Annotated in this window: 21 protein-coding genes; 10 read left to right on the forward strand and 11 right to left on the reverse strand. The window is 62.1% G+C overall.

From position 1 onward, the window contains the following. Positions 1 to 7: 7 nt before the first annotated feature. From HKD27_RS04445 to HKD27_RS04455, 3 genes are read right to left on the reverse strand one after another with little or no spacing between them, the layout of a single operon-like run. Positions 8 to 3,097: an efflux RND transporter permease subunit gene (locus tag HKD27_RS04445; RefSeq protein ID WP_194688730.1), complete on the reverse strand. Its 3,090-nt coding sequence runs from the start codon at positions 3,095 to 3,097 to the stop codon at positions 8 to 10. Between the two features lie 9 nt (positions 3,098 to 3,106). After that, positions 3,107 to 4,270: an efflux RND transporter periplasmic adaptor subunit gene (locus tag HKD27_RS04450; RefSeq protein WP_194688729.1), complete on the reverse strand. Its 1,164-nt coding sequence runs from the start codon at positions 4,268 to 4,270 to the stop codon at positions 3,107 to 3,109. Further along, positions 4,267 to 5,565: a TolC family protein gene (locus HKD27_RS04455; protein ID WP_081107374.1), complete on the reverse strand. Its 1,299-nt coding sequence runs from the start codon at positions 5,563 to 5,565 to the stop codon at positions 4,267 to 4,269. The genes HKD27_RS04450 and HKD27_RS04455 overlap by 4 nt, the downstream gene beginning before the upstream one ends. Before the next feature lie 207 nt (positions 5,566 to 5,772). Here HKD27_RS04455 and HKD27_RS04460 point away from each other — a divergent pair, with 207 nt between their 5' ends. Beyond that, the gene (locus tag HKD27_RS04460; RefSeq protein WP_194688728.1) at positions 5,773 to 6,456 is read left to right on the forward strand and encodes a Fe2+-dependent dioxygenase; all 684 of its coding nucleotides are present in this window, start codon (positions 5,773 to 5,775) and stop codon (positions 6,454 to 6,456) included. Positions 6,457 to 6,723: 267 nt separating this feature from the next. Further along, on the forward strand, positions 6,724 to 8,460 hold the full coding sequence (locus tag HKD27_RS04465) for a putative bifunctional diguanylate cyclase/phosphodiesterase (RefSeq protein WP_370544231.1): 1,737 nt from the start codon (positions 6,724 to 6,726) through the stop codon (positions 8,458 to 8,460). A gap of 29 nt (positions 8,461 to 8,489) precedes the next feature. Here the strand turns inward: HKD27_RS04465 and HKD27_RS04470 are convergent, their stop codons facing one another. Further along, on the reverse strand, positions 8,490 to 10,796 hold the full coding sequence (locus HKD27_RS04470) for a TonB-dependent receptor (RefSeq protein ID WP_062497739.1): 2,307 nt from the start codon (positions 10,794 to 10,796) through the stop codon (positions 8,490 to 8,492). A 235-nt stretch (positions 10,797 to 11,031) separates the two neighbouring features. Between HKD27_RS04470 and HKD27_RS04475 the strand changes: the two genes are divergently transcribed. Then, positions 11,032 to 13,368, forward strand: coding sequence for a TonB-dependent receptor (locus HKD27_RS04475; RefSeq protein WP_194688727.1), 2,337 nt, complete (start codon positions 11,032 to 11,034; stop codon positions 13,366 to 13,368). A gap of 12 nt (positions 13,369 to 13,380) precedes the next feature. Here the strand turns inward: HKD27_RS04475 and HKD27_RS04480 are convergent, their stop codons facing one another. Both HKD27_RS04480 and HKD27_RS04485 read right to left on the reverse strand, forming a co-directional pair. Further along, on the reverse strand, positions 13,381 to 14,034 hold the full coding sequence (locus tag HKD27_RS04480) for a TetR/AcrR family transcriptional regulator (RefSeq protein WP_194263819.1): 654 nt from the start codon (positions 14,032 to 14,034) through the stop codon (positions 13,381 to 13,383). Between the two features lie 126 nt (positions 14,035 to 14,160). Next, on the reverse strand, positions 14,161 to 14,652 hold the full coding sequence (locus HKD27_RS04485) for a cytochrome c (RefSeq protein ID WP_228518334.1): 492 nt from the start codon (positions 14,650 to 14,652) through the stop codon (positions 14,161 to 14,163). A gap of 163 nt (positions 14,653 to 14,815) precedes the next feature. On the opposite strand from HKD27_RS04485, the gene petA reads away from it, so the two are divergent. Genes petA through HKD27_RS04500 form a run of 3 tightly spaced genes read left to right on the forward strand, consistent with a single transcriptional unit; the run spans position 14,816 to position 17,328 of the window. After that, positions 14,816 to 15,448 carry a ubiquinol-cytochrome c reductase iron-sulfur subunit gene (petA, locus tag HKD27_RS04490; protein WP_194688726.1) on the forward strand — a complete coding sequence of 211 codons (633 nt, stop codon included), beginning with the start codon at positions 14,816 to 14,818 and terminating at the stop codon, positions 15,446 to 15,448. A 12-nt stretch (positions 15,449 to 15,460) separates the two neighbouring features. Beyond that, positions 15,461 to 16,639, forward strand: a complete 1,179-nt coding sequence (locus tag HKD27_RS04495) for a cytochrome b N-terminal domain-containing protein (RefSeq protein WP_194688725.1) — start codon at positions 15,461 to 15,463, stop codon at positions 16,637 to 16,639. Then, the gene (locus HKD27_RS04500; protein ID WP_194688724.1) at positions 16,636 to 17,328 is read left to right on the forward strand and encodes a cytochrome c1; all 693 of its coding nucleotides are present in this window, start codon (positions 16,636 to 16,638) and stop codon (positions 17,326 to 17,328) included. Before HKD27_RS04495 ends, HKD27_RS04500 begins: the two co-directional genes overlap by 4 nt. 15 nt (positions 17,329 to 17,343) lie before the next feature. Here HKD27_RS04500 and HKD27_RS04505 read toward each other — a convergent pair whose 3' ends face one another. Together HKD27_RS04505 and HKD27_RS04510 are read right to left on the reverse strand one after the other, a co-directional pair. Then, positions 17,344 to 17,739, reverse strand: coding sequence for an STN domain-containing protein (locus HKD27_RS04505; protein ID WP_062497734.1), 396 nt, complete (start codon positions 17,737 to 17,739; stop codon positions 17,344 to 17,346). 199 nt (positions 17,740 to 17,938) lie between these two features. Next, a complete protein-coding gene (locus HKD27_RS04510) occupies positions 17,939 to 18,481 on the reverse strand; it encodes a cupin domain-containing protein (protein WP_062497733.1) in 543 nt (180 codons plus the stop codon). Positions 18,482 to 18,766: 285 nt separating this feature from the next. On the opposite strand from HKD27_RS04510, the gene HKD27_RS04515 reads away from it, so the two are divergent. Then, positions 18,767 to 19,117, forward strand: a complete 351-nt coding sequence (locus HKD27_RS04515) for a hypothetical protein (RefSeq protein WP_011252147.1) — start codon at positions 18,767 to 18,769, stop codon at positions 19,115 to 19,117. A 6-nt stretch (positions 19,118 to 19,123) separates the two neighbouring features. Here the strand turns inward: HKD27_RS04515 and HKD27_RS04520 are convergent, their stop codons facing one another. The 3 genes from HKD27_RS04520 to HKD27_RS04530 are packed head-to-tail and all read right to left on the reverse strand — an operon-like array spanning position 19,124 to position 22,568. Beyond that, complete coding sequence (locus HKD27_RS04520; RefSeq protein WP_194263824.1) at positions 19,124 to 19,891, reverse strand: sulfite exporter TauE/SafE family protein; 768 nt, start codon at positions 19,889 to 19,891, stop codon at positions 19,124 to 19,126. Positions 19,892 to 19,898: 7 nt separating this feature from the next. Next, positions 19,899 to 21,587: a bifunctional protein tyrosine phosphatase family protein/NAD(P)/FAD-dependent oxidoreductase gene (locus HKD27_RS04525; protein ID WP_194688723.1), complete on the reverse strand. Its 1,689-nt coding sequence runs from the start codon at positions 21,585 to 21,587 to the stop codon at positions 19,899 to 19,901. A gap of 54 nt (positions 21,588 to 21,641) precedes the next feature. After that, complete coding sequence (locus HKD27_RS04530) at positions 21,642 to 22,568, reverse strand: MBL fold metallo-hydrolase (protein ID WP_194688722.1); 927 nt, start codon at positions 22,566 to 22,568, stop codon at positions 21,642 to 21,644. 108 nt (positions 22,569 to 22,676) lie between these two features. Here HKD27_RS04530 and HKD27_RS04535 point away from each other — a divergent pair, with 108 nt between their 5' ends. From HKD27_RS04535 to HKD27_RS04545, 3 genes are all read left to right on the forward strand, one after another. Then, entirely contained in the window at positions 22,677 to 23,324 is a 648-nt protein-coding gene (locus HKD27_RS04535) for a peroxiredoxin (protein ID WP_194688721.1), read from the forward strand. After that, a complete protein-coding gene (locus tag HKD27_RS04540) occupies positions 23,321 to 23,704 on the forward strand; it encodes a helix-turn-helix transcriptional regulator (RefSeq protein ID WP_194688720.1) in 384 nt (127 codons plus the stop codon). The genes HKD27_RS04535 and HKD27_RS04540 overlap by 4 nt, the downstream gene beginning before the upstream one ends. A gap of 127 nt (positions 23,705 to 23,831) precedes the next feature. Continuing rightward, positions 23,832 to 24,089 carry a hypothetical protein gene (locus tag HKD27_RS04545; RefSeq protein ID WP_080691885.1) on the forward strand — a complete coding sequence of 86 codons (258 nt, stop codon included), beginning with the start codon at positions 23,832 to 23,834 and terminating at the stop codon, positions 24,087 to 24,089. Positions 24,090 to 24,206: the final 117 nt, after the last annotated feature.

Below are 24,206 nucleotides of genomic sequence, written 5' to 3' on the forward strand. Positions count from 1 at the left end.
GACAGGCTCATGCCTTGTCCGGCGTGCTTTCGTCTTCGCGACCAAAGAACCGCGCATAGAGCGTCGGCAATACAAACAGCGTTAGCAGCGTCGAGGACACCAGCCCTCCGATCACGACAGACGCCAGGGGGCGCTCCACTTCCGCGCCCGACCCGCCCGAAAACGCCATGGGAAAGAACCCCAGACTGGCTACGGAGGCCGTCGCCAGAACCGGCCGCAAGCGGCTCCGGGCCGCCTGAAACGCCGCATCCGCCGCCGCGAGCCCTTCCTGCCGAAACACCCGGATCTGGCTCAGCAACACCACACCATTCAGGATCGCCACGCCGAACAGTGCAATGAACCCGATCCCGGCCGCAATGCTGAACGGCAGCCCCCGCAGCGCGAGTACGAAAATCCCACCCGTCGCCGCCATCGGCAGATTGGCAAAGACCAGCGCCGCCGCACCGAACGACCCCAGAGCCGCCACCAGAAGCAGAAAAATCAGCGCCAGTGCAATCGGCACGACAATGAACAGCCGATGCAGCGCGGACTGAAGATTGCGAAACTGCCCGGACCAGACCATCCGGTAACCCTGCGGCATCTTCACGTTCCGCGCCACAGCCTGCTGCGCCGCCGCCACGAACGAACTCACATCCCGCCCACGGATATTGGCCTGCACGATTACCCGGCGGTGGATATTGTCCCGGTCAATCCGCGATACCCCATCCGAAAGCACGATATCCGCCACCTGCGACAGCAGGACCCAGCCCTGCCCGTCCGCCCGGCGCACCTGAAGATGCCCGATCCGATCCGCCGAACTGACCGCATCCTCCCGCAGACGCACCTGCGTCGGAATGATCGCGCCCTGAACCGTCACGGGCTTGCCAACATGCCCGCCCACGGCTTCCACAACCGCCAGAATATCCGGCACTGACACACCCAGCCGTGCCGCCGCATCGCGGTTCACGTCGATATGCAGGAACGGCACCGTGCCACTCCCCTGCAACGCCACATCCGCCGCGCCCTGCACCGTTCGCAGCGTCTCGACCACCTGCCCGGCAATCCGGTTCAGTTCCGACAGGTCATCGCCATAAACCGAAATCGCAAGCTGCGTCCGCACCCCCGCCAGCAGATCATCCATCCGCATCTGGATCGGCTGCGACCAGGAATATGCCGCATCCGGGCGTGTTTTCTGCAACACGTCATTGATCTTCGTAACCAGCCCAGCCTGAGTGGACGCTGTTTTCCATTCCTCATGCGGACGAAGGAAAATGAACGTATCGGTCTCGTTCGTCCCCATCGGATCGGTCGGAATCGCCGCCGTCCCCGTGCTGCTGACAACCGTCTGCACTTCCGGAAAAGACCGCAGGATTTTCTCTTCCGCCATCACCCCTTGCAGCACCGTATCGAGAGACGCTCCCGGCAGACGCGTCGAGGTCACAACCAGCGAGCCCTCCTCAAGCTGCGGCACGAACTCCCCACCCAGACGGCCGCCGATTACCACTGCCAGCAGAAACGCCGCCACGGTCACGACAAGAAGCCGCCCGCTATGATGCTCCGTCCAGCGCAATGCCGGCTCATAATACCGCCGCACCACCCGCACAAAGGCGGTCTCCCGATCCGCCTGGACATTGCGCATCAGCATCGCTGCCAGAACCGGCACACACACGAAGCAGTAAGCCAGCGAAGCCAGCAGCGCCATGATGACTGTCTGTGCCATCGGCCGGAACATCTTGCCCTCGATGCCCTGAAGCGTGAGCACCGGCAGATAGACCATGATGATGACGAAAATCGCAAAGCTGACCGGCCGCACCACGGCCCGCGCAGCATCCACTGTCAGCCCGGAAAAGGACTGCGTTCCTCGCCCCGCACCGCGAACAGCCCCACGCTCGACCATGATGTGCTCCACCACGACGAGCGAACTGTCCACGATCATTCCGAAATCGATCGCGCCCAGACTCAGCAGATTGGCCGACACGCCAAACAGCCGCATCCCCGCCATCGCCGCCACCAGAGACGCCGGAATGACGGACACGATCACCAGCGCCGCCCGCCAGTCCCCCAGCACGACGACCAGCACGAACAGCACCAGCGCCGCGCCGATCATCAGGTTCTCCTTGACCGTATGGATGGTCTGTCCCGTCAGGCTCGCCCGGCTGTAGAACGGCTCCAGCGTCACGCCCGGCGGCAGGGACTGCCGGATCGCCGGCAGCGCCCGCCCGATCGCCGCCAGCGTCGCATTCGAGCTCGCCCCGGTCTGCATCATCACGACACCGATGACTGCCTCGCCCTGCCCGTCCCGCGTTACGGCCCCAAGCCGCGTCCTCGGCCCGGCGGAGACAACGCCCATGTCCCGCAGCCGGATCACATCCCCATTCAGCCCCATCTTCACGGGAATGGCACCGAAATCTGCCAGACTGCCCACGAGCGCGCGGCCAACCACGACATTCTGCTCGGCATGATGCGCAATCCAGCCGCCGCCGGAGGACGCATTGTTCATATCGACAGCCTGCACGATCTCGCCAACCGAGACCCCGAACGCCCGCATCCGCGCCGGATCGACCGCCACCTGATACGTCTCGACCGCCCCGCCATTGACGTTGACGTCCACAACACCCGGCACCAGCCGGAGCTGCGGCACGACCGTCCAGGTCATGAGCCGGTTCAGCTCCATCAGCGAGAGCCCGGCCCCACGGATCTGGAGCTGCATGATCTCGCCCATGCCCGTCGCCAGCGGCCCCATCGAGACGCTCACACCCGGCATCGTGATGCTGTCCCGCGCTGCCTGCAACCGCTCCGAAACCCGCGTCCGGTCCAGATCAATATCCGTCGCGTCATCGAACTGGAGATAGACTGCCGACACCCCCGTCCGCGACACGGAACGCAGATCCGTCATGCCCGGAATACCCGTCAGACTGGCCTCAACCGGGAAGGTGATGAGCTTCTCGACCTCTTCCGTCGCCAGTCCGGGTGCGGTGACCGAGACCATGACCTGTTTGGGCGAAATATCCGGCACCGGCTCGACCGGCAGACCCGGCACGGTCATCACCCCGCCGATCATCAGCGCGACGAGAAGGCCCAGCAGGACAAAACGGTTGGACTGGAAAAAATGCAGCATGAAACCCGGTCAGTCCGTATCCAGCCCGCTGACGAGCGACATGGATTTCAGGGCAAAGCTGCCTTCCGTCACCACACGGTCCCCCGTCTTCAGATTACCCTGCACAACGACACTCTCATCCGTCGCCAGCCGCACCCGCACCTCACGCGGCGCATACTGCCCCTCAGCGGTCTGCACATAGATCAGGTCATGCCCCTCGATCGTCTGCACCGCACTCGACGGCACGATCATGCCGTCGACGGCATCACTGGTTTCAAGCGCCGCATCCAGCATGATTCCCGGCCGCAGGAACGCCACCGGCTGGTCCACGACACAGACCACCCGCACCAGCCCCGTTACCGGATCGGCCACACCATCAATCGTCGTGATCTTCGCCCGGAACGGCTTGGCCCGCGCATTCCCCGACGGCCGCACCGTCACGACACCGCCGGGCACCAGCCGCGACACCTCATCCGGCCGCAGATCCGCAACAATCCACACTCCCGACAGATCCACGACCGTCGCCACAGCCAGCCCCGGCGTCACATCCGACGCCACGGAAGTCTGAATGGACTGCACCACACCCCGCACCGGCGAAATCAGCGTGGACGCCTCGTCCTGCACGATCTTTTCCGTCACGGAGGTGAACTCCTCCGTCAGACGATGCTGGATCAGCCCGATATCCGCTTCCCGCGCCACGACCGTACTGCGCGCCTGCTGCACCGCCGCCTGACGCCGCCGTACTTCCCCGGCGGACACCGTGCTGCCCACAAGCGACTGCCCGCGCCGATATGCCAGCTCGGCCTCCCCCAGCGTTGCCTTCGCAGACGCCAGGGCTGCCTCGTCCTGCTCCAACTGAAGATGCAACACGTGAAGTGAATGATCCGTGTAATCAATAAGCGCCTGCCCGGGCACCACCGTCTGCCCCGGCGTCACCCGCACAGCCGTGACCTTCCCGTCCCCGCTCGTGCGGATCACCACCGTCCGCGACAGATCCGCGCTCACCCGCGCCAGCGCCGACACCGTGTCATGCAGCGCCCCCTGCCGCACCACCACGGTCTGGAGATGCTCACCCTCCCGTGCCTCGGCCCCGAGCGTCAGCGGCTGCATCCAGCCCGGCGCTTCCGCCGCACCCGCACGCCCAAGCGCACACAGCGCCACTCCACAGACCAGAAAACGCACAAACCGGCTCATGGAATGGTCCCCGTCGCAATGCCCATCCGGATGATCGCCGCATGCCAGGCGATTTCCGCACGATTCAGATCCAGCAGCGCCCGATATGCATCCATCCGGGCGCGCAAAGCCTCGATCAGCGGCGTCTCACCCACCCGCCAGGACCGCTCCATCCCGTCCGCCCGGCGCAGCATGGAACTCGCCTCAACGCGCGAATTGGACAGCGATCCCGTCGCCGCCACCAGATGCGCCCGCACCTGCGCCATCTCGTTGCGCACGGCCCGCCGCGCCTCGATTTCCTGTCGCGTCGCCGCTGCCATCCGGTCGCGGGCGGCGGATTCCTGCGGCGTATTCGTCACCGCACTGGGCAGCGGCACCCGCAGATTAACCCCTACCTGTGTATCCCAGGGGCTCTGATACTGCCCCTGATCGATCGCATCGACGCCAATTTCCGGATTGGGCATGAAGCTCTTTCGCACCAGCTTCATCTGGTTCTGCGCCGCAATCACCGCCTGATGCGTCGCCCGCACCCGGGGGTCAATGTCCTCGACCCAGCGCGCATCATTGGCCCGCGTCAGCGCCAGCCAGTGCTCATCCGCCTGCGTGATGTCCGGCACCCCCGGCAGCCCCGTCAGCGTCCGCAACTGGCTCGCCGTGGTCTCGATTTCCTCGGCCGCCATGTCGGCTTCGCTGCGGGCCTGCGCCAGCTGCGCCTCCACGGCCTGCTGATCCGACACCGCAATTTCCCCGGCATGCCCGGCACGCTGCACATCCGCTTCGATCCGCCGCAATGCGGCCACCGTCGCCAGCGCCGCCGTCTGCCGACGCATGGCCATGATCGCGGCCCCCGTCGCATCCACGACCCGTACCGCAACCGACATCCGCTCTACATCAAGACGAACGGTTGCCGTTTTCGCCTCGGCTTTCGCCACGTTCTCGGTCGCTGTCCCCTGCCCTGGCAGCCACAGCGGCACCGAAACCCCGCCCTGCCAGGTGATATAGCCGTGATTGGAACCGCTGATGCGGTCATCATAGTAATCGCCCGTCAGCGTCGGGCCGCCCGCAAACCAGGACTGCGCCGCCTTCGCCCGCGCATCGGCGGAATCCTGATTGGTCTCAAGCTCTGCCCGCACGGGATCGATCTTCCAGGCAGCGGCGATTGCATCATGAACAGATAGCGGAGCCACCATTCCCCCTGCGGCGAAAGTCTGCCCCACCCCCGCGATCCATCCCACCACCACGATTCCGAAGACACGCGCCAGACGGACACGCCGCAGCCCCAGACACCGCGCAACGGAAATGAAATGAAATGCCATATCCGTTTAATTCCCTCTCGCCCCCGCCCTGTCAATGCAAGGAAATACGACAACTCATGTTTTTTTCGTAAGAATAATCACGTCTTTTACAAAAGGTTCCGTGCCATTTCCCAATTGCGCAACCTGCAGATCAGTTCTATGAGGGTCAATATAAGAGTAATTATCATTTACAATACCGTGCCATACTTGCTCTGGAGGCCGAATCCCGTGCTGCTTCACATTCCGAACGTCCTCTCCCCCGAAGAAGTCCGCTACTGCCGCGAAAAACTTGAAGCCGCCGAGTGGACGGACGGTCGCGTCACCGCGGGGGAACAGTCCGCCAAAGCCAAACTGAACCTCCAGATCCCCCAGGACTCCCCCGAATGCCGCGAACTCGGCGAGATCGTCCTGCGCGCCCTAGGCCGGAACCCGACCTTCAATAGTGCCGCCCTCCCCCTGCGCGTCTACCCGCCCCTCTTCAACCGTTACGACACCGGCATGCATTTCAACGCCCATGTGGACAACGCCATCCGCCCCATCCCCGGGGCAGGAATGCGCATCCGCACGGACGTCTCCTCCACGCTCTTCCTTACCGGTCCGGACGAGTATGATGGCGGCGAACTCGTCATCCAGGACACCTACGGCACCCAGAGCGTGAAACTCCCCGCCGGAGACATGGTGCTCTATCCCTCGACCAGCCTGCACAGCGTCAACCGCATCACACACGGCAGCCGCTGGGCCTCGTTCTTCTGGTCCCAGTCCATGGTCCGCGACGACACGAAGCGTACCCTCCTCTATGAATTCGACCGCTCCATCATCGAAACCCGCAAGATGCTTCCCGACAGTCATCCCGCTGTCCTCGGCCTCACATCGACCTATCACAACCTGTTGCGCCAATGGGCCGAATTATAACTCAAAACGCATGTCATTAAGGGCTCTTAAAGGACAGCCCCCTCAGCCTGGTGAAGAAACCTTATTTCCGCATGTCAAAATAAAACTGACATCGCCAGCAGGAAGAAAGAAAAACTCTGCAACAAATCTGGAAATGTACCTAAAAAAAGCCGGATACCTTTTAACGAACGTTTAATTATTCTATGATATTACCCAGATCTCCTATCGAGAGAGCCAGCCTGGGTGATGGAAAAGCAAGAGGATGATTTCAGGAGAAGCCTGGATTATGTGAAGAACTGGCCTCAGGGCCCCCGCGACGATTTCGTTCTTCATGCCTTGGACTGTTCCGCCATTGTCGCCATTACAGACACCCGCGGCCGCATTCTTTCCGTCAACAGCCGGTTCGAGGAAATCAGCGGCTATACACGGGATGAGCTCATCGGCAACGACCACCGGATGCTGCGTTCGGGCCAGCATGACCGGAAGTTCTTCCGGCAGATGTACCGGACGATCGCCTCAGGCCATGTCTGGCACGGCGAGATCTGCAACCGCCGGCGCGACGGTTCCCTTTACTGGGTGGACACCACCATCGTTCCCCATATTTCGGAAAGCGGAAAGGTCACCAGTTATGTGGCCATCCGCTTTGACATTACGGCGCGCAAACAGGCGGAAAACCACCTGAAATCCAGCCGTCAGAAGCTCCAGCACGCCGTCAATACGGACTTCCTGACCAAGATTTCCAACCGCCTGCACTTTTCCCACACCCTGCGCAAAACCCTGCGCTTAAGTACCGCAGGCTATATCTGCCTGGCCCTGCTCGACATCGACACGTTCAAGACGATCAACGATACGTCCGGGCACGATTCCGGAGACCGGCTGCTGCGCAAGGTCGCCGAGAAGCTCCAGTCTTTCCAGAACGACAGCTGTTTCATCGCCCGTATCGGTGGTGACGAATTCGCTATCCTCATGACGGGCGACTGCCCAGCGCTGTTCGAGAAGATCCTTCTCGAAATTCTCGAGCAGATGCGCTTCAGCTTCCGCAACCGCACCATGACCCATGCCTGCACCGTCAGCATCGGCTATGTCCGCGTCCCCCTGATCGATGCGAGGGAAAAAGCCCTGCTTAAATGCGCCGATCTCGCGCTCTATGCCGCCAAAACCAGCGGTCGGAACCGTATCAGGGAATATCATCCCGTCATGGAAGAGAAACTGGACCATGCCGCCCGCCTGCGCAGGCGCGTCCAGACCGGCCTGCGCGACCAGAGCATCGCGGTCTTTTACCAGCCCATCTTTTCCCTGAGCATGCCCGGCAACATTTCCTTCGAGGCGCTCCTGCACTGGGACCATCCGCAGCACCGCGTCCTCTCACCGCAGCATTTCCCCGAAGTCTTCGAAGACCCCAGGCTGACACTGGCCCTGAACACCTTTGTCACGCGGCAGGTCATGCAGGACATGCGCAAACTTCGCGAGCAGAACATCCGCTTCGAACGCATCGCCGTCAACATCACGTCCTGCGATTTCGAGGGCAGCGATTTCTTCCAGAAAGTCGCTCTCCTTGCCGAGGAAATGAATATCCCGCTCACTTCCCTGGCTCTCGAAATCACCGAGAACATCTTCTCGCGCCCACACCACAGGCAGATCGAACAGGAACTCGACACCCTTCACCGGAAAGGGATCCAGATTTCCCTCGATGATTTCGGGACGGGATTTGCGTCCCTGACGCATCTCAAGACCATCACGTTCGATGCGGTGAAGATCAACCGGGCCTTCGTGGCCGGTCTGGAACGTCATGGAACGGATGCCGCGATCATCAGGGGTGTGATCGATATCGTCCACAGCCTCGGGCGCAAGGTCGTGGCCGAGGGGATCGGAAACGCCACGCAGGTCCGCGCGCTTCTGGGAATGGAATGCGATTTCGTGCAGGGAGATTTTCTGTGCGAGGCCGTGCCGGTCATGGACATCCCGGCCGCCCTTGAAAAGATCCGTTACCAGGCGCTTCTGCCCCCGGTAACCGGATCAGCCTGACGGATCGTCCGACCCGTCAGGAACCAGCGTCAGAAACGCTGGTCAATACCGGTGAGGATCGTCCGGCGCAGACCATACTGCGGCGCACCCACACCGATGCCGCTGCCGTCACGCAGCAGATAGGTCCGGTCGAACAGGTTGGTCACGTCCAGACGCAGCTGCGTGCGCTTGAGGAACGGCACCTGGAACAGATCCTTGAAGGACTGGACCAGCGACAGGTTGAACGTCGCATACTGAGGCACGGAATCCCCGTTCGGCGTCGCGCCATCGGCCCGCAGACCGCTGCCATAGACCATCGTGGCGGACAGGCGCAGCGGATGGCCGGTTTTGTGGAAGAACGAGTAACTTGCCCCGGCAGACGCGGTCCAGCGCTGGTCATGATCCAGATGGATCCAGTGCTTGGCGGTATAAGCCAGATCATCCGGATCAAAGTTCCACTGGGCCGTGACGATGTCCTTGCCGATGGCACGCGACCAGGAGAAATTGCCGTACACGCTGAAGGCGCCACGGGTGTAGTCAGTGGCGAACTCGTAGCCATTGACCTGCCCGCGACGGTAGTTGAACGCCGATAGGATGACCGGGGAGCCGAACTGCCCTTCATCAATCATGTTCTTGGCGAGCTTCACATACGCATCGAAGGACGCATGCCAGCCCGGCAGGATCGTCTGTGAGAAGCCGGCGTCGAAGTAATGATCACGCTCGGCCTTCACGTTGCTGTTCAGGAACGTCCCAGGAGCCGCTGACGTATTGGCGAACTTGTTGAGCGACGTACCACCCACGAGTTCGAACGGCGGCGGCGTGAAGTAACGCGAATATCCCGCATGGAACGTGCCACCGTGCCAGGGCTTGTAGACAATGTTCAGGCGCGGGCTGACCTGCTTGGCATGGGTATATTCATCCACACCGTCAAACCGCAGACCGTAATTGATGGTCAGGTTCTTCAGCGGGCGCCACTCGTCCTGCGCATAGAGTCCGTACATCCAGCCCGTCCGGCCCGTGCCGTCATGGATGGTCAGCGGATTATCGGAATAGACCGCATTACCGTCAGCATCCTCGCCAGTCTGCGGATAGACCGTCGAGTCCGATTTGGAAACGTTTCGTTCCACATAGATCTGATATCCAAAACGGACGGTATGATCCTTCGCAGCCTGCCATGTGGCATCCGACTGCGTTCCCGTCGAGAAGACCGACCGCGCCGCACGCTGGGCAATGCCGTTATAGACCAGATCACCCAGCGGATCGGGTGAGTACCGCAGCGAGCTGTAACGCATGACGGCGGATGTCTGGAAGCTCAGCTTGCCCATGTCCTTCTGCAGGGACAGGATACCGAAATCCGTGATTTCCTTCTGATGCTCGGTCAGGCTCGAGCTGTCGCCATTGCCATAAAGCTGCTGGGACAGGTCACTGCCGGTGAAGGACGGATTGGCAAACTGGCGCTGCTGTCCCGGATTGTTCGGAAGCTGGTACTCGGCATTGGACACGCCGGCCGTAAAGCTGATCCGCGTGTTCTCGTCCACCGTGTAACGGGCATGACCGAGGAAGTGATACTGGTTTGTCAGATCGTGCAGGGCATTGAAACTCGACGTCGTATTTTCGATGCCGACACGGTTGTGAACGAAATCCCCCGTGGCAAACCAGTCCCACTTGCCGTGATGGCCACCAAACTGCGCGGACGGAAAGAAATAGTCGCGCGCACCGCCATAGATCGAGACATCACCACCGGCGTCCGAATAGCCATTCTTGGTGTTGATATCGATCACACCGGCCTGAAGGAAGCCGTACTCACTGGGCAGCGCGCCGGTCGTCAGCGACATCGAATGGGCAAAGCGCGTCATGAGCGTCTGCCCGAACACGCTCATGCCTTCGGGAAGTTCTACGCCGTCCAGACGGAACTGCACTTCGTTATGATCACCACGGATATGGATCTGCCCGTAGCTGTCCTGCGCCACACCCGGGGCCTGCAGCAGCAGCGTGTTCAGACCTGCATTGTCGCCGCCGGGATTCGTCTCGATGGCCTGCCGCGAGAAATTGTAGGTCGTCGCGCCCGTCGAAGGCTGAAGGGCAGCCCGGGCGCGCTCGAGATGGGCGTTGACGGTAATGTCATCTTCGCCCGTGCGACTGCTCTCCGTCGTTGTCGTACCATGCTGGTCGTCGGCATGACCGAAGCTGGCGCGGGCGGTCGTGGCCTCATCGTCCGTCTGGGTTTCAGCGGTGGCCGCAGCTGCCTGGGAAGACGTTACGGACGGAGTCACCGACTGGGCAAACGCGGAATCCGCAAGGGCGGTAGTGCAGCCCAGAAGCAGAAGAAAGGAACGGGCAGACACGATAGACGGCATGAAGCCTCCGGACAGGGGGATACGGCAGAGACGAAAGATTGTCAGAGCGGAATGCTTATTATGTTATATCATAACAGTTCAAGCAAAATCTGCGCCCCTGTGCGCCATTGTGCATAGAGCGTTGGCTGTGTTGCATGAGTACAATATAAGCACGGTGATTTTTCGGGCTTTGCTGTCCTTTTTCAGGCAGGCTGCCCCCTCGCAAAGCCCCCTCTTCAGGAGAACCGCCCTTTCCATGACGCTTCGCAAGGCCCTTCTCCTGAGCGCCAGTCTTAGCGCCGGCTTCCTTGGCCCGTCCCTCGCCCTTGCGGCCCCGTCGGAGAAGGCGAAGCCTCTGGAAGGCAAGGCCGGAGCGTCCCCTCACGCCAGCGCCCATCATCCGGCCGCAAAGGCAGCGCCTCGCAAGACCGCACCGCAGTCCATCCAGGCCCGTGACACCGAGACAATTGCCGTCACCGCGCGCCGGACGGACTTCGCCTTTGCAGCAGCCCAGCACAGCCCGGACGCCGACACGCGCCTGACCGCAGACCGCCTGATCCAGCGCGGTGTCGTCACCCTGCGCGATCTGGAGCGCGTGGCGCCCAACCTAACGATCCAGTCCATCAACGGCACGGCCTCGACCAATTTCTATCTGCGTGGCGTCGGCTTCAACGACTTCACCATGAACAACATCCCCACTGTCATGACCTATTTCGATGACGTGCCCTTCGCGTTATCGACCATGTCGAGCGGCCTGATGTTCGATCTGGCGGACGCGACCGTTACCCCGGGCCCGGTTGGCACCACGCATGGGCAATCCGATACGGGCGGCGAAGTCCGCCTCCGCACGGCCGACCCGACCAGCACCCTGCATTACGGCGCCAGTCAGGACATCGCTTCCTACGCCCGCAGCCGCAGCGAGGCCTATATTTCAGGCCCGATCGCCAAAGGGCTGGATTTCCGCCTTGCCGGACAAATCCGGCAGGGGGGAGGCTGGCAGACCGATCCGCAGAACGGCGCCCATCTCGGAGACGCGGATTCCTACGCCCTGCGCGGCAAGCTGCGCTGGCATTCGGATGACAACCGCACCACGATCCTGCTCTCCGGCCATTTCGTGCAGGACAACAGCCAGGTCGTGACAAGCCAGGCTGTCTACCGCCTGATCGGCACGACCGGCCTGCCCAGGCTTGGCCAGACACAGGCCGAATGGTCCGTCCGCCCGCAATTTGCCAACCTGATCGGACGCCCGGAAAGTCTCAAGCCCAGCGAACACAACCAGTTCTGGGGCTGGGACCTGCATATGGACCATGATTTCGGGTTCGCGAAACTTACCTCCGTCTCCGCCTTCGAGACCGAACGGCAGGGCGAATATACCGATCAGGACGGCACGTCCCGCTCCGAAGCAGACACCTATCGCACCATCAGCGCCAATGCCTTCACGCAGGAACTGCGCCTGAGCTCCAGCAATCCTGACAGCCGCCTGCAATGGGTGATCGGCGCGTTCTACCAGCGCAGCCGCATGAAACAGCGCTTCTTCTTCGATTACACCGACTATGCGGCCCGCGGTTACATGATGGCCACGTCCTTTTCCATGAACCAGGAGAGCACGTCCGAATTCGGCCATATCAGCTACCGCCTGCCCCATAACGTGACGTTGTTCGCGGGCCTGCTACACGAAATCGACGATCGCAGCCTGCCCGGCCTCACGTCGGAAATCTTCGGCGGCAAAACAACGACCTTTCAGGGTGAAAGCACCGCTTCGGCCCAGTTCGCCGGACAGGTCGGCGTCTCATGGCAAGCCACGAAAAGCACCCTCGTCTATTACAAGATGAGCAAAGGCTTCAAACCCGGCGGCTTCAGCGCCAACAACACCCAGATCCAGGCCCAGCTCGACCCGTTCGGCCCCGAGACGGTGCTGACCTACGAACTCGGCTTCAAGAGCGATCCGATCCCCAACGTCCTGCGCCTCAACGGGGCCGCTTTCTATAATGACTTCCATAACCAGCAGGTCGTGGGCACGGTGCTGATCCCGAATTACGGCCCGCTGAGCGAGATCACGAACGTCCCCAAATCCGAGAGCTGGGGCTTCGAGGGCACGATCGAACTGCACCCGGTGCGCCATGTCTTCGTAACGCAGAATATCGGCTGGCAGCGCGGCAATTATCAGGACTTCCTGAACGTCAATCGTGCTGCGACCAACGCCGCCTATGCCAAGACGGGCGTCTGGCAGGCCGTGAACAGCAATTTCGCGGGCGTGGATAATGGTCAGCCCAAGCTGACCCTCAACGGTCAGGCCGAATGGCGGCAGGCGCTGACGCCGGGGCTGGGTTTCGATATCGGGCCGGACTGGTCGTATCGCGGCAGTCAGGCCATCGCGGTCGGCGGCACCGGCTTCTATCGCCTGCCGCCCTATTTCCTGCTCGGCGCCCATGCGACCCTGCGTCCCTCATCGGGGAAGTGGGAAGCTACGGTTTATGCGTCCAACCTGCTCAACCGCAGCTTTTTCGAAAGCGGCGGCATGGCGACGACAACCTATTTTTACATCCCCGGACCGCCCCGTTTCATCGGCGGCCGCGTGTCGTACGGCTTCTGATCGGCGTAACGATCAGCCGGAAATCAGGCTGTGTGCCAGAGACCGGATTTCCTGCAGGGTGCTCTCCGCATCCATGGGCTCACGCCCCAGAAGATTCATGGCGCGGAAATGGATCGTGCTGAGCAGCATATCCAGGACCGTGTCGGGATGCTGGCAGAAAACCTTTTCGCCGCGCTGGCTTGCGCGCTCAAGAAAAAGCGTCATCTGCGCGCGCGCCGGCACCACGCTCACCTCCCACAGGACCTGACCGAATTCCGGATCATGCACAGCCTCACCCAGCAGGGTTCCGTAAGTGCGGCCCAGAGGAGTAGCCAGAAACCGGATGCGTGCCGCGATGAGTTCATCCACATCCCCGGCGAAGCTGCCCGTATCGATCTGCGGGGTCAGATCGTCACGCCACAGACGCATCGCATCGAAGAACATGGCCTGTTTCGTCGGCCAGCGGCGATAAACCGTCGCGGTCGACACCCCGGCGGCCTTGGCAACACGGCTGATGGTGAGGCCCTGATAGCCCTCGTCCACCAGAACCTGCGCGATCGCCGCAAGAATATTGTCCTTGAGCCTCAGATTAACCGGCCGGCCTGGTGCCCGGGCGGCGGTCCGGTCCCGAACGGGAACATGGACGTTCTTTAGCGGTAAAGTATGCGGCACTATGGTCTGTGACATGGTCGTTCCCCTCTTTGGCCATTTCACCGGCTGGTATCATCCTGAATGAACGCAGCTAGTCAGATATGGACCCGCCGTTACAAGACGCATTTACGTTTGTTTGGTGACAAAATATGTCACCTTTTGTCAGGGGATCACGTGAGCCGTCTGAAGGGCAGCCCTTTTCGCCTGAACCGTAGCCGCATCCATCGGCGCGGCCCTGACAGCGGCCACATCCTGAGCGGAAATCCCCGCGGGCGCCGCACTGTTACCCAGAGTGCCCACATAGGTCAGGACGGCTGCGATATCCTCGTCCGACAGCGCCCTGAATGAGGGCATGAATCCCTTGTAGGACTGTCCGTCCACCGTGATCGGACCATGCAGCCCGTTCACCAGAACCGCCGCCAGATACGCTTTCCCATCCGGATTGCCCGCAATCTGCCCGACCCGTCCCGCAAGTGGGGGAAAAGTCCCCGGACGCCCCGCGCCCGCAGGTCCATGACACATCGCGCATTTTCCCCGATACAGCGCTGCTCCGTCCGCCGCCATGGCCCTGGACGCCACGCCTGGGGACACCAGCAACGGCGTCATTCCCAGAAAAGCCGCAAGCATGATCCTGAAGCGGGATTTCGTTGTCATGTCCGGGTCCTTTCGAGGGGCGCGTCGTTACATCAGTTCAGAAAAACACTAACTCCCAAACGCCCCGAAAGCTACCGCCGCCGCCTTTCTCGAAAGCGCAAAGACGCCTATCCTGCCAACATCTTTCCTGCCGGGTGTCCGGCGCAGTCGGCAGAGGTTCCGCATGACCCACAGCGAGACACCCCCGTCCCCGGACGGCACCAGACGGCGGGATCTGCTGGCCACCGGGACCGTGATGCTCAGCTGTGCGGGGGCCTGCGCTCTGGCCGTACCCTTTGTCGAGAGCCTGAAAAACCCGGCGGCAACTCCCCTGTCCAACCGGCTGCTGGACGTGGATCTGTCCTCCCTGACACCCGGGCAGGCCATGACCGTGCAGTGGCGGGACTGGCCTGTTTTCATCCAGCGCCGCACCCCTCAGATGCTGGCCGCCCTTCAGGCTCCGGATCATCTGGCTACCCTGCGGGACGCGGACTCGAAAGTCCTTCAGCAGCCAAAGGACGCGACGAACTGGCACCGTTCGGTCCGCCCGGAATATGGCGTACTCATCGGGGTCTGTACCCATCTTGGCTGCGTGCCCTCTTTCGAAAAACCCGGCTCCACGCCAGAAGCGAAAGGGGGATATTTCTGCCCCTGCCACGGATCACACTTCGACGCTGCGGGGCGTGTTGCACGCCGCGCGCCCGCGCCCTGCAATCTGCCGGTCCCGCCCGTGACGTTCCTTTCCGACACGAAACTCCGCATCGGCCACAGCGCGGGTGATCCGGGCTTCAGCATGTCCGACATCCAGCAGATCTGAAGACCGGCCCGCATGACTTCGCCCCTGAAAACGCCCGACACAGATCCGCGCGGCTGGCTCGAACGCCGCTTGCCGGTCATGAGCCTGCTACGCCGCCAGTACGTTGCCTTCCCGATGCCCCGCAATCTCAATGCGTTGTGGAGCTTCGGCGCATTCCTGATCGTCACGATGGCTTTCATGATCGCCAGCGGCCTGTTCCTCGCGATCAACTACACTCCCGACATCACGCAGGCCTTTGCCAGCGTCGAGACCATCGACCGGCAGATCCCCTCAGGCTGGTTCATTCGCAGCCTGCATATGGGCGGCGTGACGATGCTGTTCGCCTGCCTTTACATCCATCTCGGCCGCAGCCTGTGGTACGGCTCCTACAAGGCCCCGCGCGAACTGCTCTGGCTGACCGGGCTTGGACTGATGCTGATGGTGATGGTGACGGCCTTTGCCGGTTACGTCCTGCCTTGGGGGCAGATGTCCTACTGGGGGGCCACGGTGATCCTGAACGCGGTCCATGCCATTCCCCTGATCGGGCAGCCGCTGTCCGAACTCCTGCTGGGCGGGGACACTTTGGGAAACGTGGCGCTGCATCGCCTTTTCGTGCTGCATTTCACGATGGCTTTCGCGATCCTCGGCGTCATCGCCCTGCATGTCGCGGCGCTGCATGTCGTGAAATCGAACAATCCCTCGGGCATCGACCCCGTCAGCCCGAGCCAGACCCTGCCGTTCCACCCCTATTACACCAGCCGGGACGGCTTCGCGCTCTGCCTGTTCCTGATGGTCTATGCCGGGCTGGTCTTTTTCCTGCCCGATCTTCTCACGCTGGCCGACAACTACGTTCAGGCCAACCCGCTCGTCACACCGCGCGACATCCGGCCGGAATGGTATTTCGCACCCTTCTACGCGATCCTCCGTGCAGTACCCTCACGCCTCGGCGGTCTTCTCCTCGCCTCGGGGAGCCTCGCCGTCCTGTTCGTGCTGCCCTGGCTGGACCGCTCCGCCATCCGCCCCGCAACACGGCGACCGATGGTGCGCCTGTCGTTGCCACTAGCCTTCGCGGCCTTCATCTTACTCGGCATTGCCGGAATGCATGCGCCCACCCCGGCATGGCTGCTCGCCAGCCGCGTGGCGATGGCCTGGTGGTTCATCCATTTCCTGCTCGTCATGCCGCTGGCCTCCGAACGGGAGATGTCGTCATGACACGCTGGACCCGGAACCTCATACTCGCCGCCAGCCTGACAGCCCTGCCCGCCTGCGCGAGCACGCCCGCCCAGCGCGGCCTGATGGTTTTCCAGCAGGTCTGCAGCGCCTGCCACGGCATGGAACACGTCACGTATGGCGATATGAGCAGCCTCGGCCTCTCGCCGGATGAGATCCGCAAATGGGCCGCCGACCAGCAGATGCCCAATGGCACGGACGATAATGGCGATCCGAAAACCCGCCCCGCCACAGCCACCGATCCCATCCTGTCGCCTTACCCCAACGAGGCCATGGGGCGCCTCGCCAATCACGGACTGCTCCCGCCCGATCTCTCCCGGCTGGCCCTGACGCTGCCCGGGGGCGCCGAAGAAATCCGGCAGATCCTGCTCTCTTATGCTCCCACACCTGCAGGCGTGACGCTCGACGAGGGCCGCTATTACAACACCGCCCTGAAATGGAAGCATATCGGCATGCCGCCGCCCCTTCAGGACGGCATGCTCACCTATCCCGACGGCACGCCTGCGACCTCCGCACAGATGGCCAGCGACGTCTCGGCCTTTCTCGACGGGGTCGCCCATCCCCATCAGGCCGAGCGCCGACGGACCGGCATCTATGTTCTGGCCTATCTCGCCCTGATGGCGCTCCTGACCTTCCTGCTGCAACGCCGCATCTGGAAAGGGCGCCCCTAACCGCGCCGTCCTGAACTACATCCGTTCAGCATGATCCATGCGATGCGCGGCCCGATAGCTCAGCGGCATGACGGCCAGTCCCTGAACCGTCTCGATCACATCCAGTTCGGCATTACCCAGAAGCCGGATCAGAGCCTCGCGCGGCGTATAAACTCCGGCGACGGCAATGCTGTTCCCGCCGCGCAGAAGCCCTTCATCCATCAGCACGGGGCATTTCGTCTTGCGCGACAGTTCTGCCACGGCGGCGGCAAGCGTCTTCGTTTCGATCTGAAGCATCGCCCGCTGAACCGGGCAGATGTCCCGCGTCCGCGTCACGCTCTCTGCCGCAGCCGGCCCGTTCAGCAACAGGACGCAGACCATGGCCCCCGCGCCCAGCCTCTTGCAAAAAGAGGCGATAAGCGCGCGAAACATCGCATTCCTTTCTGGGTACGGACGGTCTGGCATGTCCGTGGCTCTCCGCTGGGCACGCCCGCCCTGGACCACAATACGGACAGGCATCGTCCCCTGACACAACGCCGCAGCCCGCAGGAAAGCACGCCCCTCCCGTTCTTTTGAACGCGGGGCTTATGTAAGGTACGAAAAATTCGGCGGGAAACCTGGAACGGAAGCCCTAGAACGTCGGCGGCGTACAGGCGCTGATGATCTCGCAGCCCTCGGAACTGAGACAGCGGAAGCGATGTGGCTGGCGGCTGTCGAAATGATAGGCGTCGCCCGGGCCTAGGATCTCGCGCCTGTCTCCCACCGTGATTTCCACCTGCCCGTGCAGGACGAACCCGCCCTCTTCACCCTCATGGGCATAGACCGCAGCCCCGGTATCCGCACCGGACGCATAGGTCTCGCGCAGGATCTGAAGGCTCCGGCCAAACAGAGGGGCCCCCACCTGCCGGAAGATCACACCACCCTGCTCGAACGTCATCAGTTCGTCCGCCCGGTAAAAGGTCTTTTCCCCTCCCTCCGGAGCAAGGCTGAAAAACTCCCCGAGCGTGACGGGAATGCCGTCCAGAATACGCTTGAGCGTCCCAACGGACGGGTTCATGTCGCCTGATTCGATGAGGGAAATCGTGGAATTGGTCACACCGGTCCGCTTGGCCAGTTCGCGCTGGGACAGGTTCCGTGCCGTCCGCACAAATCGCAGGCGTGCTCCCAGATCCATCCCTTTGTATCCTCCCCGGCCTCTTGCGTGTCACCAGTATGTCATATCGAAACAGAAAGGAAACCTTGAAAATAGGAATACCGGGGGGTGGTACAATTTTTCTGCGCCGCCCAGGGGAGAAAGCGCCCTGCATCCGGGAACGTCTGGCCCAAAAGGCCGTTCTGGAGTAAATACGCAGTCGGAGCAACGTGTTCTGCAAGACCCGAAGAACACGGAGACTTCCGAATATTCTGGTCACGGCTCCGAGAATCTGCGCAGGGACATCAGGAACAGGGTGGATTACAGATGCTGTACGCTTCGACGGGGTGCTTCACTCTCACGGTGATCATGGGCGTCTGGCTCGCCATTTTCGCGGCCCGGTACAAACGCCCCTTCAGCTTCCTCACGCCCGTGCATGTCGGTTCGGCTATTGTGGGCTCGGTCTTTCTGGTCATCGCCATCAGCAATGGCGACAGCCGCCTCATGCTGAATGTGGCGCTTGCCGTGGCCATCGCGGCCTTCGGTGTGCTGATGGCCTTCTTCCGCAGGCGTGGCGCCATGATCGCGCCGCTCTATATGTGTCACATCCTGCTGGCGGTGATGTTCTATTTCTCGATGGTCTGCTTCACGATCTTCCCGAATTTCGGCCTCGACTGACCGCTCTTAAAGGGCCGCAAGGCTCTTCCAGATCATATAGGCCGCGACCGTGAAGATGACGCAGGCAAAGAAGGTCGTCAGCGCCGCGCCGGAACCCGACAGACGCTTCGCCGCCCGGGTTCCAAGGAAACTGCCAACAATTCCCCCCGCCACGAACAGCGCGCCCATCACCCAGTCCACATAGCCCGAAAGCATATAGCTCAGCGCCGTACTCGCCCCCAGCGCCGCCACCGCCACAAGCGACGTCCCCACCGCATTGAGAATGGGCATCCGCGTGCAGGCAATAAGTGCGGGCACGATCAGAAACCCGCCGCCAATCCCGAAAAACCCGGACAGCACACCCGTCCCGGCCCCGGCCATCATGACGCGCGGCATGTTCTGGCGATTGCACGCCGCCCCCGCCTCACCCTTGTTGCGCCGCCCCCGCAACATGAGCACGCCCACCACGACCATCAGCAGCGCAAAACAGAGCAGCAGCTTCTGCCCGTTCACCGCCTTGCCGAACGCCGCCCCGATGAGCGCACCCACCACACCGCAGGGCGCGAAAATGGCCGCGCATTTCCATTTGACCGTCCCCGCCCGGGCATGGCTGACCAGTCCGGTCAGCGCGTTGACCGCCACGGCCATCGCACTCGTCCCGATTGCGACATGGGGATTTTTCACCCCCACCACATAGACCATCAGGGGAACGGCAAGGATGGAGCCGCCACCGCCGATCAAGCCCAGCGTGAACCCGATCAGGACACCGCAGGCCAGTTCAAGCGCAATCTGCACAACCGGTTCAGTCGCCCTTCTTCACGTTCAGCGGCTTTGGCGCAACCATGAGTTCGCGCCCCTTGAGCATCCCGTCCCAGTACATCAGCGGCATGACATATTTCTTGAGCCACCAGGCCAGACGCGTCGGCTTCTGCCCGTTGAGCAGCCATTTCGGCAGCGTCGGCGCCAGCTTGCCGCCATAGCGGAACTCGGCCAGCACGATCCGCCCGTTTTCCACCGTCAGCGGGCAGGCGCCATAGCCTTCATATTCCGAAACCGGAGCCTGATGCTTCAGGAACGCCAGCACATTGGTCGCCACCACAGGCGCCTGCACGCGGACCGCAGCAGCCGTCTTGGCCGAAGACGTCCCGATCACGTCACCAATGGCAAACACATCCGGAAAACGCACATGCTGCAACGTCGCCGGATTGACCTCGACGAACCCGTCCGACCCCGCCAGCGCACTCTCACGGATCACCTGCGGCGCGCTCTGCGGCGGCACGACATGCAGCATGTCGAATTTGCGCTCGACCCGCTCCACACCGTCCCCAACCTTGCGCTCGAACACGGCGGTCCGGTTCGGACCATCCACTTCCACAAGCTTCGATCCGGTGTGCAGCCCGACGTGATAGCGCTTGATGTATTCCATCAGCGGCGGCACAAATTCCTTCACGCCAAACAGCCCCGGCGTGGCCGTGTCGAACTCGACCGAAATGCTGTCCAGCACACCACGGCGCTTCCAGGCGTCACAGGACAGATACACGGCCTTCTGCGGTGCACCGGCACATTTGATCGGCATGGGCGGCTGCGTGAAGATCGCCGTCCCGCTCTTGAGCTGCTGTACGAGCTGCCAAGTATAGGGCGCCAGATCGAAGCGGTAATTCGATGTCACGCCGTTCTTGCCCAGCGTTTCCGCCAGACCCGGAATGGCATCCCAGTTCAGCGTAATCCCCGTCGCCACGATCAGCGCATCGTAGGAGACAACAGACCCGTCCCCCAGAACCACCTCCCGCACATCCGGGCGGAACAGCTTCGCCGCCTGACGTACCCAGACGACATCCTTGGGCATGACGTCCGCTTCCTTGCGGCGCGTCTGGGCCGCCTGAAAAATGCCTCCGCCCACAAGCGTCCAGCCCGGCTGGTAGAAATGCTCGTTCGACGGCTCAACCACACCGATGGACAGATGACTGTTGCGCTTGAGCAGACTGCCCGCAACCGACAGACCACCTGCGCCCCCGCCAATAATCAGAACCTGAAAATGCGCCGCCCCCTTGCGCGGAGCCGCGGACGGCGCGGCAACACTCTCGATGCGCCCCCGCAGAGCGCTGACATCCACACCAACCTTGCCAGCCGCCGCAATGATCTCCGCAGCCGGACGCTTGCCTGCCTCGGCCAGAGCCCAGATCTGCGCCGCCCGTGTCCCGGAGCGGCAATAACCGACAACCGGTCCCGGAAGTGTGGCCAGAGCCGTCCGCGTCTGCGCGACCTGCGCCTCATCCGGCACTGTCCCGGCCTTCACGGGAATTGCGGCGAATGCCAGCCCCGCCTCTTTGGCTGCTTCTTCAATCACCGTCATTTCCGGCTGGTCCGGGGCTTCTCCGTCAGGACGGAAACACAGGATCGTGCGAAAACCCTCCGCCTTCAAATCCGCAATATCCTGCACGGCAATCTGGGGGGAAACGGCGTAGCTGTCGGTCAGATGACGGGTTGGCATGGGAACTCCAGAAACGGCTAAAATCTCGGGGAATAAGGTACAGGCTCGCCCAGGTCAGATGCGATTGACAGGGATCTTGATGTAGCTCACGCCATCAGCTTCGGGCTCGGGCAGATGCCCCCCGCGCATATTGACCTGCACGGACGGCATCAGCAGACGCGGCATCGCCAGCGTGGCATCGCGCTCCGTCCGCATTTTCACGAATTCCTCTTCGCTCACGCCGTCATGAACATGGATGTTGTAATCCCGCTCATGCCCGACGGTCGTCAGCCAGGCATACTCATCCCGGCCGGGCGCCTTGTAATCGTGGCACAGGAACAGACGCGTCTCGGCCGGAAGCGACAGCAGACGGCGGATGGAGCGAAACAGCTGACGCGGATCACCACCCGGAAAATCCGCCCGCGCCGTGCCGAAATCCGGCATGAAGATCGTATCGCCCACGAATGCCGCATTGCCGATCACGAAGGCCATGTCGGCCGGCGTATGGCCCGGAACATGCAGCACCGTCACAGGAAGGTCACCGATCCGGAACGTCTCGCCGTCGGTAAAGAGATGATCGAACTGCGATCCGTCCCGCGCAAACCGCGTCCCGGCATTGAAGATCTTGCCGAACACTGCCTGAACCCGCGTGATATCCGCGCCGATCCCGAGCTTTCCACCAATCTTTTCCTGCAGCCAGGGGGCGGCGGAGAGGTGATCGGCATGGGCATGCGTCTCAAGCTGCCAGTCGACGGTCAGGCCTTCGCGCTCCACGTAATCGACAATCGCCTGCGCCGATCCATGGGACGTGCGACCGGCGGCCGCGTCATAATCAAGCACAGAGTCGATGACGGCTGCGCGCTTCGTGACGGGACAATGGACAACGTGGCTCGCGGTATTCGTGGCTTCGTCGAAAAACGTACAGACAACGGGAGCGGGCGCCGTGCCTTCCTCGGTTCGCCGGATCTGCGCGGTTGCGGCCTGGACTGCTGCATCATGCATGGCGTTCACCTTCTGGCTGTGGAATGCCTTTACGACACTTTCATTAACTGTTAAGTTAATATTGTAAGTGTTGCATGTCAAGCGCCCTGATGCTTTTGGAACCGGATCATGAACGTATCCTCTTCTGCTGAATCCCCTCTTCCGCTCCTGCGCATTGGCGATCGGGCTCCGGATTTCAGCGCCCGGACCACGCATGGCGAATTCATCATGAGCGCCCTTCGCGGACACTGGGTGCTGCTTTTCGCCCACCCGGCCGACTTCACGCCGGTCTGCACCAGCGAGTTCATTGCCCTGGCCCGCAGCGCGGACGAATTCCAGAAGCGGGACTGCGCCCTGCTCGGCATCTCGGCAGACAGCCTCCCGGCTCATCTCGCTTGGGTCGAGGCCATCAAAACGCAGTTCGGGATCCAGATCCCCTTCCCCATCATCGAAGACCCGTCCCTCGCCGTCGCCCGCGCCTATGGCATGCTGGACTGCGCCGCACAGGACAGCGCCACCGTGCGCTCGGTTTTCGTGATCGACCCCACCGGCACCATCCGCGCCATCCTGAATTATCCGGCCACGGTCGGGCGCTCCGTCCCCGAGCTGCTGCGCCTGCTCTGCGCGCTTCAGGAAGTGGACCGCGCCGGCGCGCTGACACCTGAAAGCTGGCAGCCGGGACAGCGAACCGTCGCGCCGCCGCTCCAGACACAGGCGGCCGTGGAAAAGGCCGGTGCGAAATGGTTCTTCCAGCCCATGGCCCGGGAGCGTTCATGACCGTCCTGCTTCCCCTTGAGAAAAGCCGCGAACTGGCGGAATGGCTGCGCATCCTTGCCCAGCCCCAGCGCCTCATGATCCTCTCGGCCCTGCTCGACAGCACCCATGCCGTCAGCGAGATCGAAACCATGACCGGCATCGGACAACCCACGCTAAGCCAGCATCTGGGCGCGCTCAGACGCGCCGGATTGATCGAATCCCAGCGCGAATCCCGCGCCATTCATTACTGCTGGACCGACACGCCGGACGCCCGCCGCGCCCGTGCCCTGCTGATGAGCCTGCAACCCGGCGCACTTCCGCCAGAACTGCCCTCTCCCGTACCTGAAACCACACCCGGACCAGCAGCCTCAGCGCGTTTCGCCCGTATTCTTCACCCCTGACAGTCCTTAATCAGGAATTGTTTGGTCCTTATTGAAGACATTAAAGGAACTATAGTTGCGATAAAGTTATTCGGGACTGAAACCGCAAAAAGTCCCATACGCTTACCTGTAGGTAAGGAGAAAGAATATGATCCGTTATTTCATCGCTCTGACCGGCCTGACATTTGCACTGACGCAGGCCGCAGGCGCGGCCACCCGCGAAGAACAGAAGCAGGCCTGCCAGGGCGACGCCATCCGTCTGTGTACGCTGGCCATTCCCAACGAAGCCAAGATCACCGCCTGCATGAAAAAGAAGATCGACCAGCTTTCCCCGAAATGCCGTGCGATGTTCACCCCGGTGCCGCAGGCCAAGAAGGCACCCGCGCCGAAGCCCAAACAGGGCTGACCTCCGGACTGACCGGCACGGACGGCTTGTGGAGAGACCCGAGGGAGACCGTGGGCAAAGGCGAATAGGAAATTTTCAATTTTCGTAAATCCTCCCGCGCCCGTGACTGGTTTCTGC

The organism is Gluconobacter sp. R75690, from assembly GCF_015244525.1.
In the GTDB taxonomy this organism is placed as follows: Bacteria; Pseudomonadota; Alphaproteobacteria; order Acetobacterales; family Acetobacteraceae; genus Gluconobacter; species Gluconobacter potus.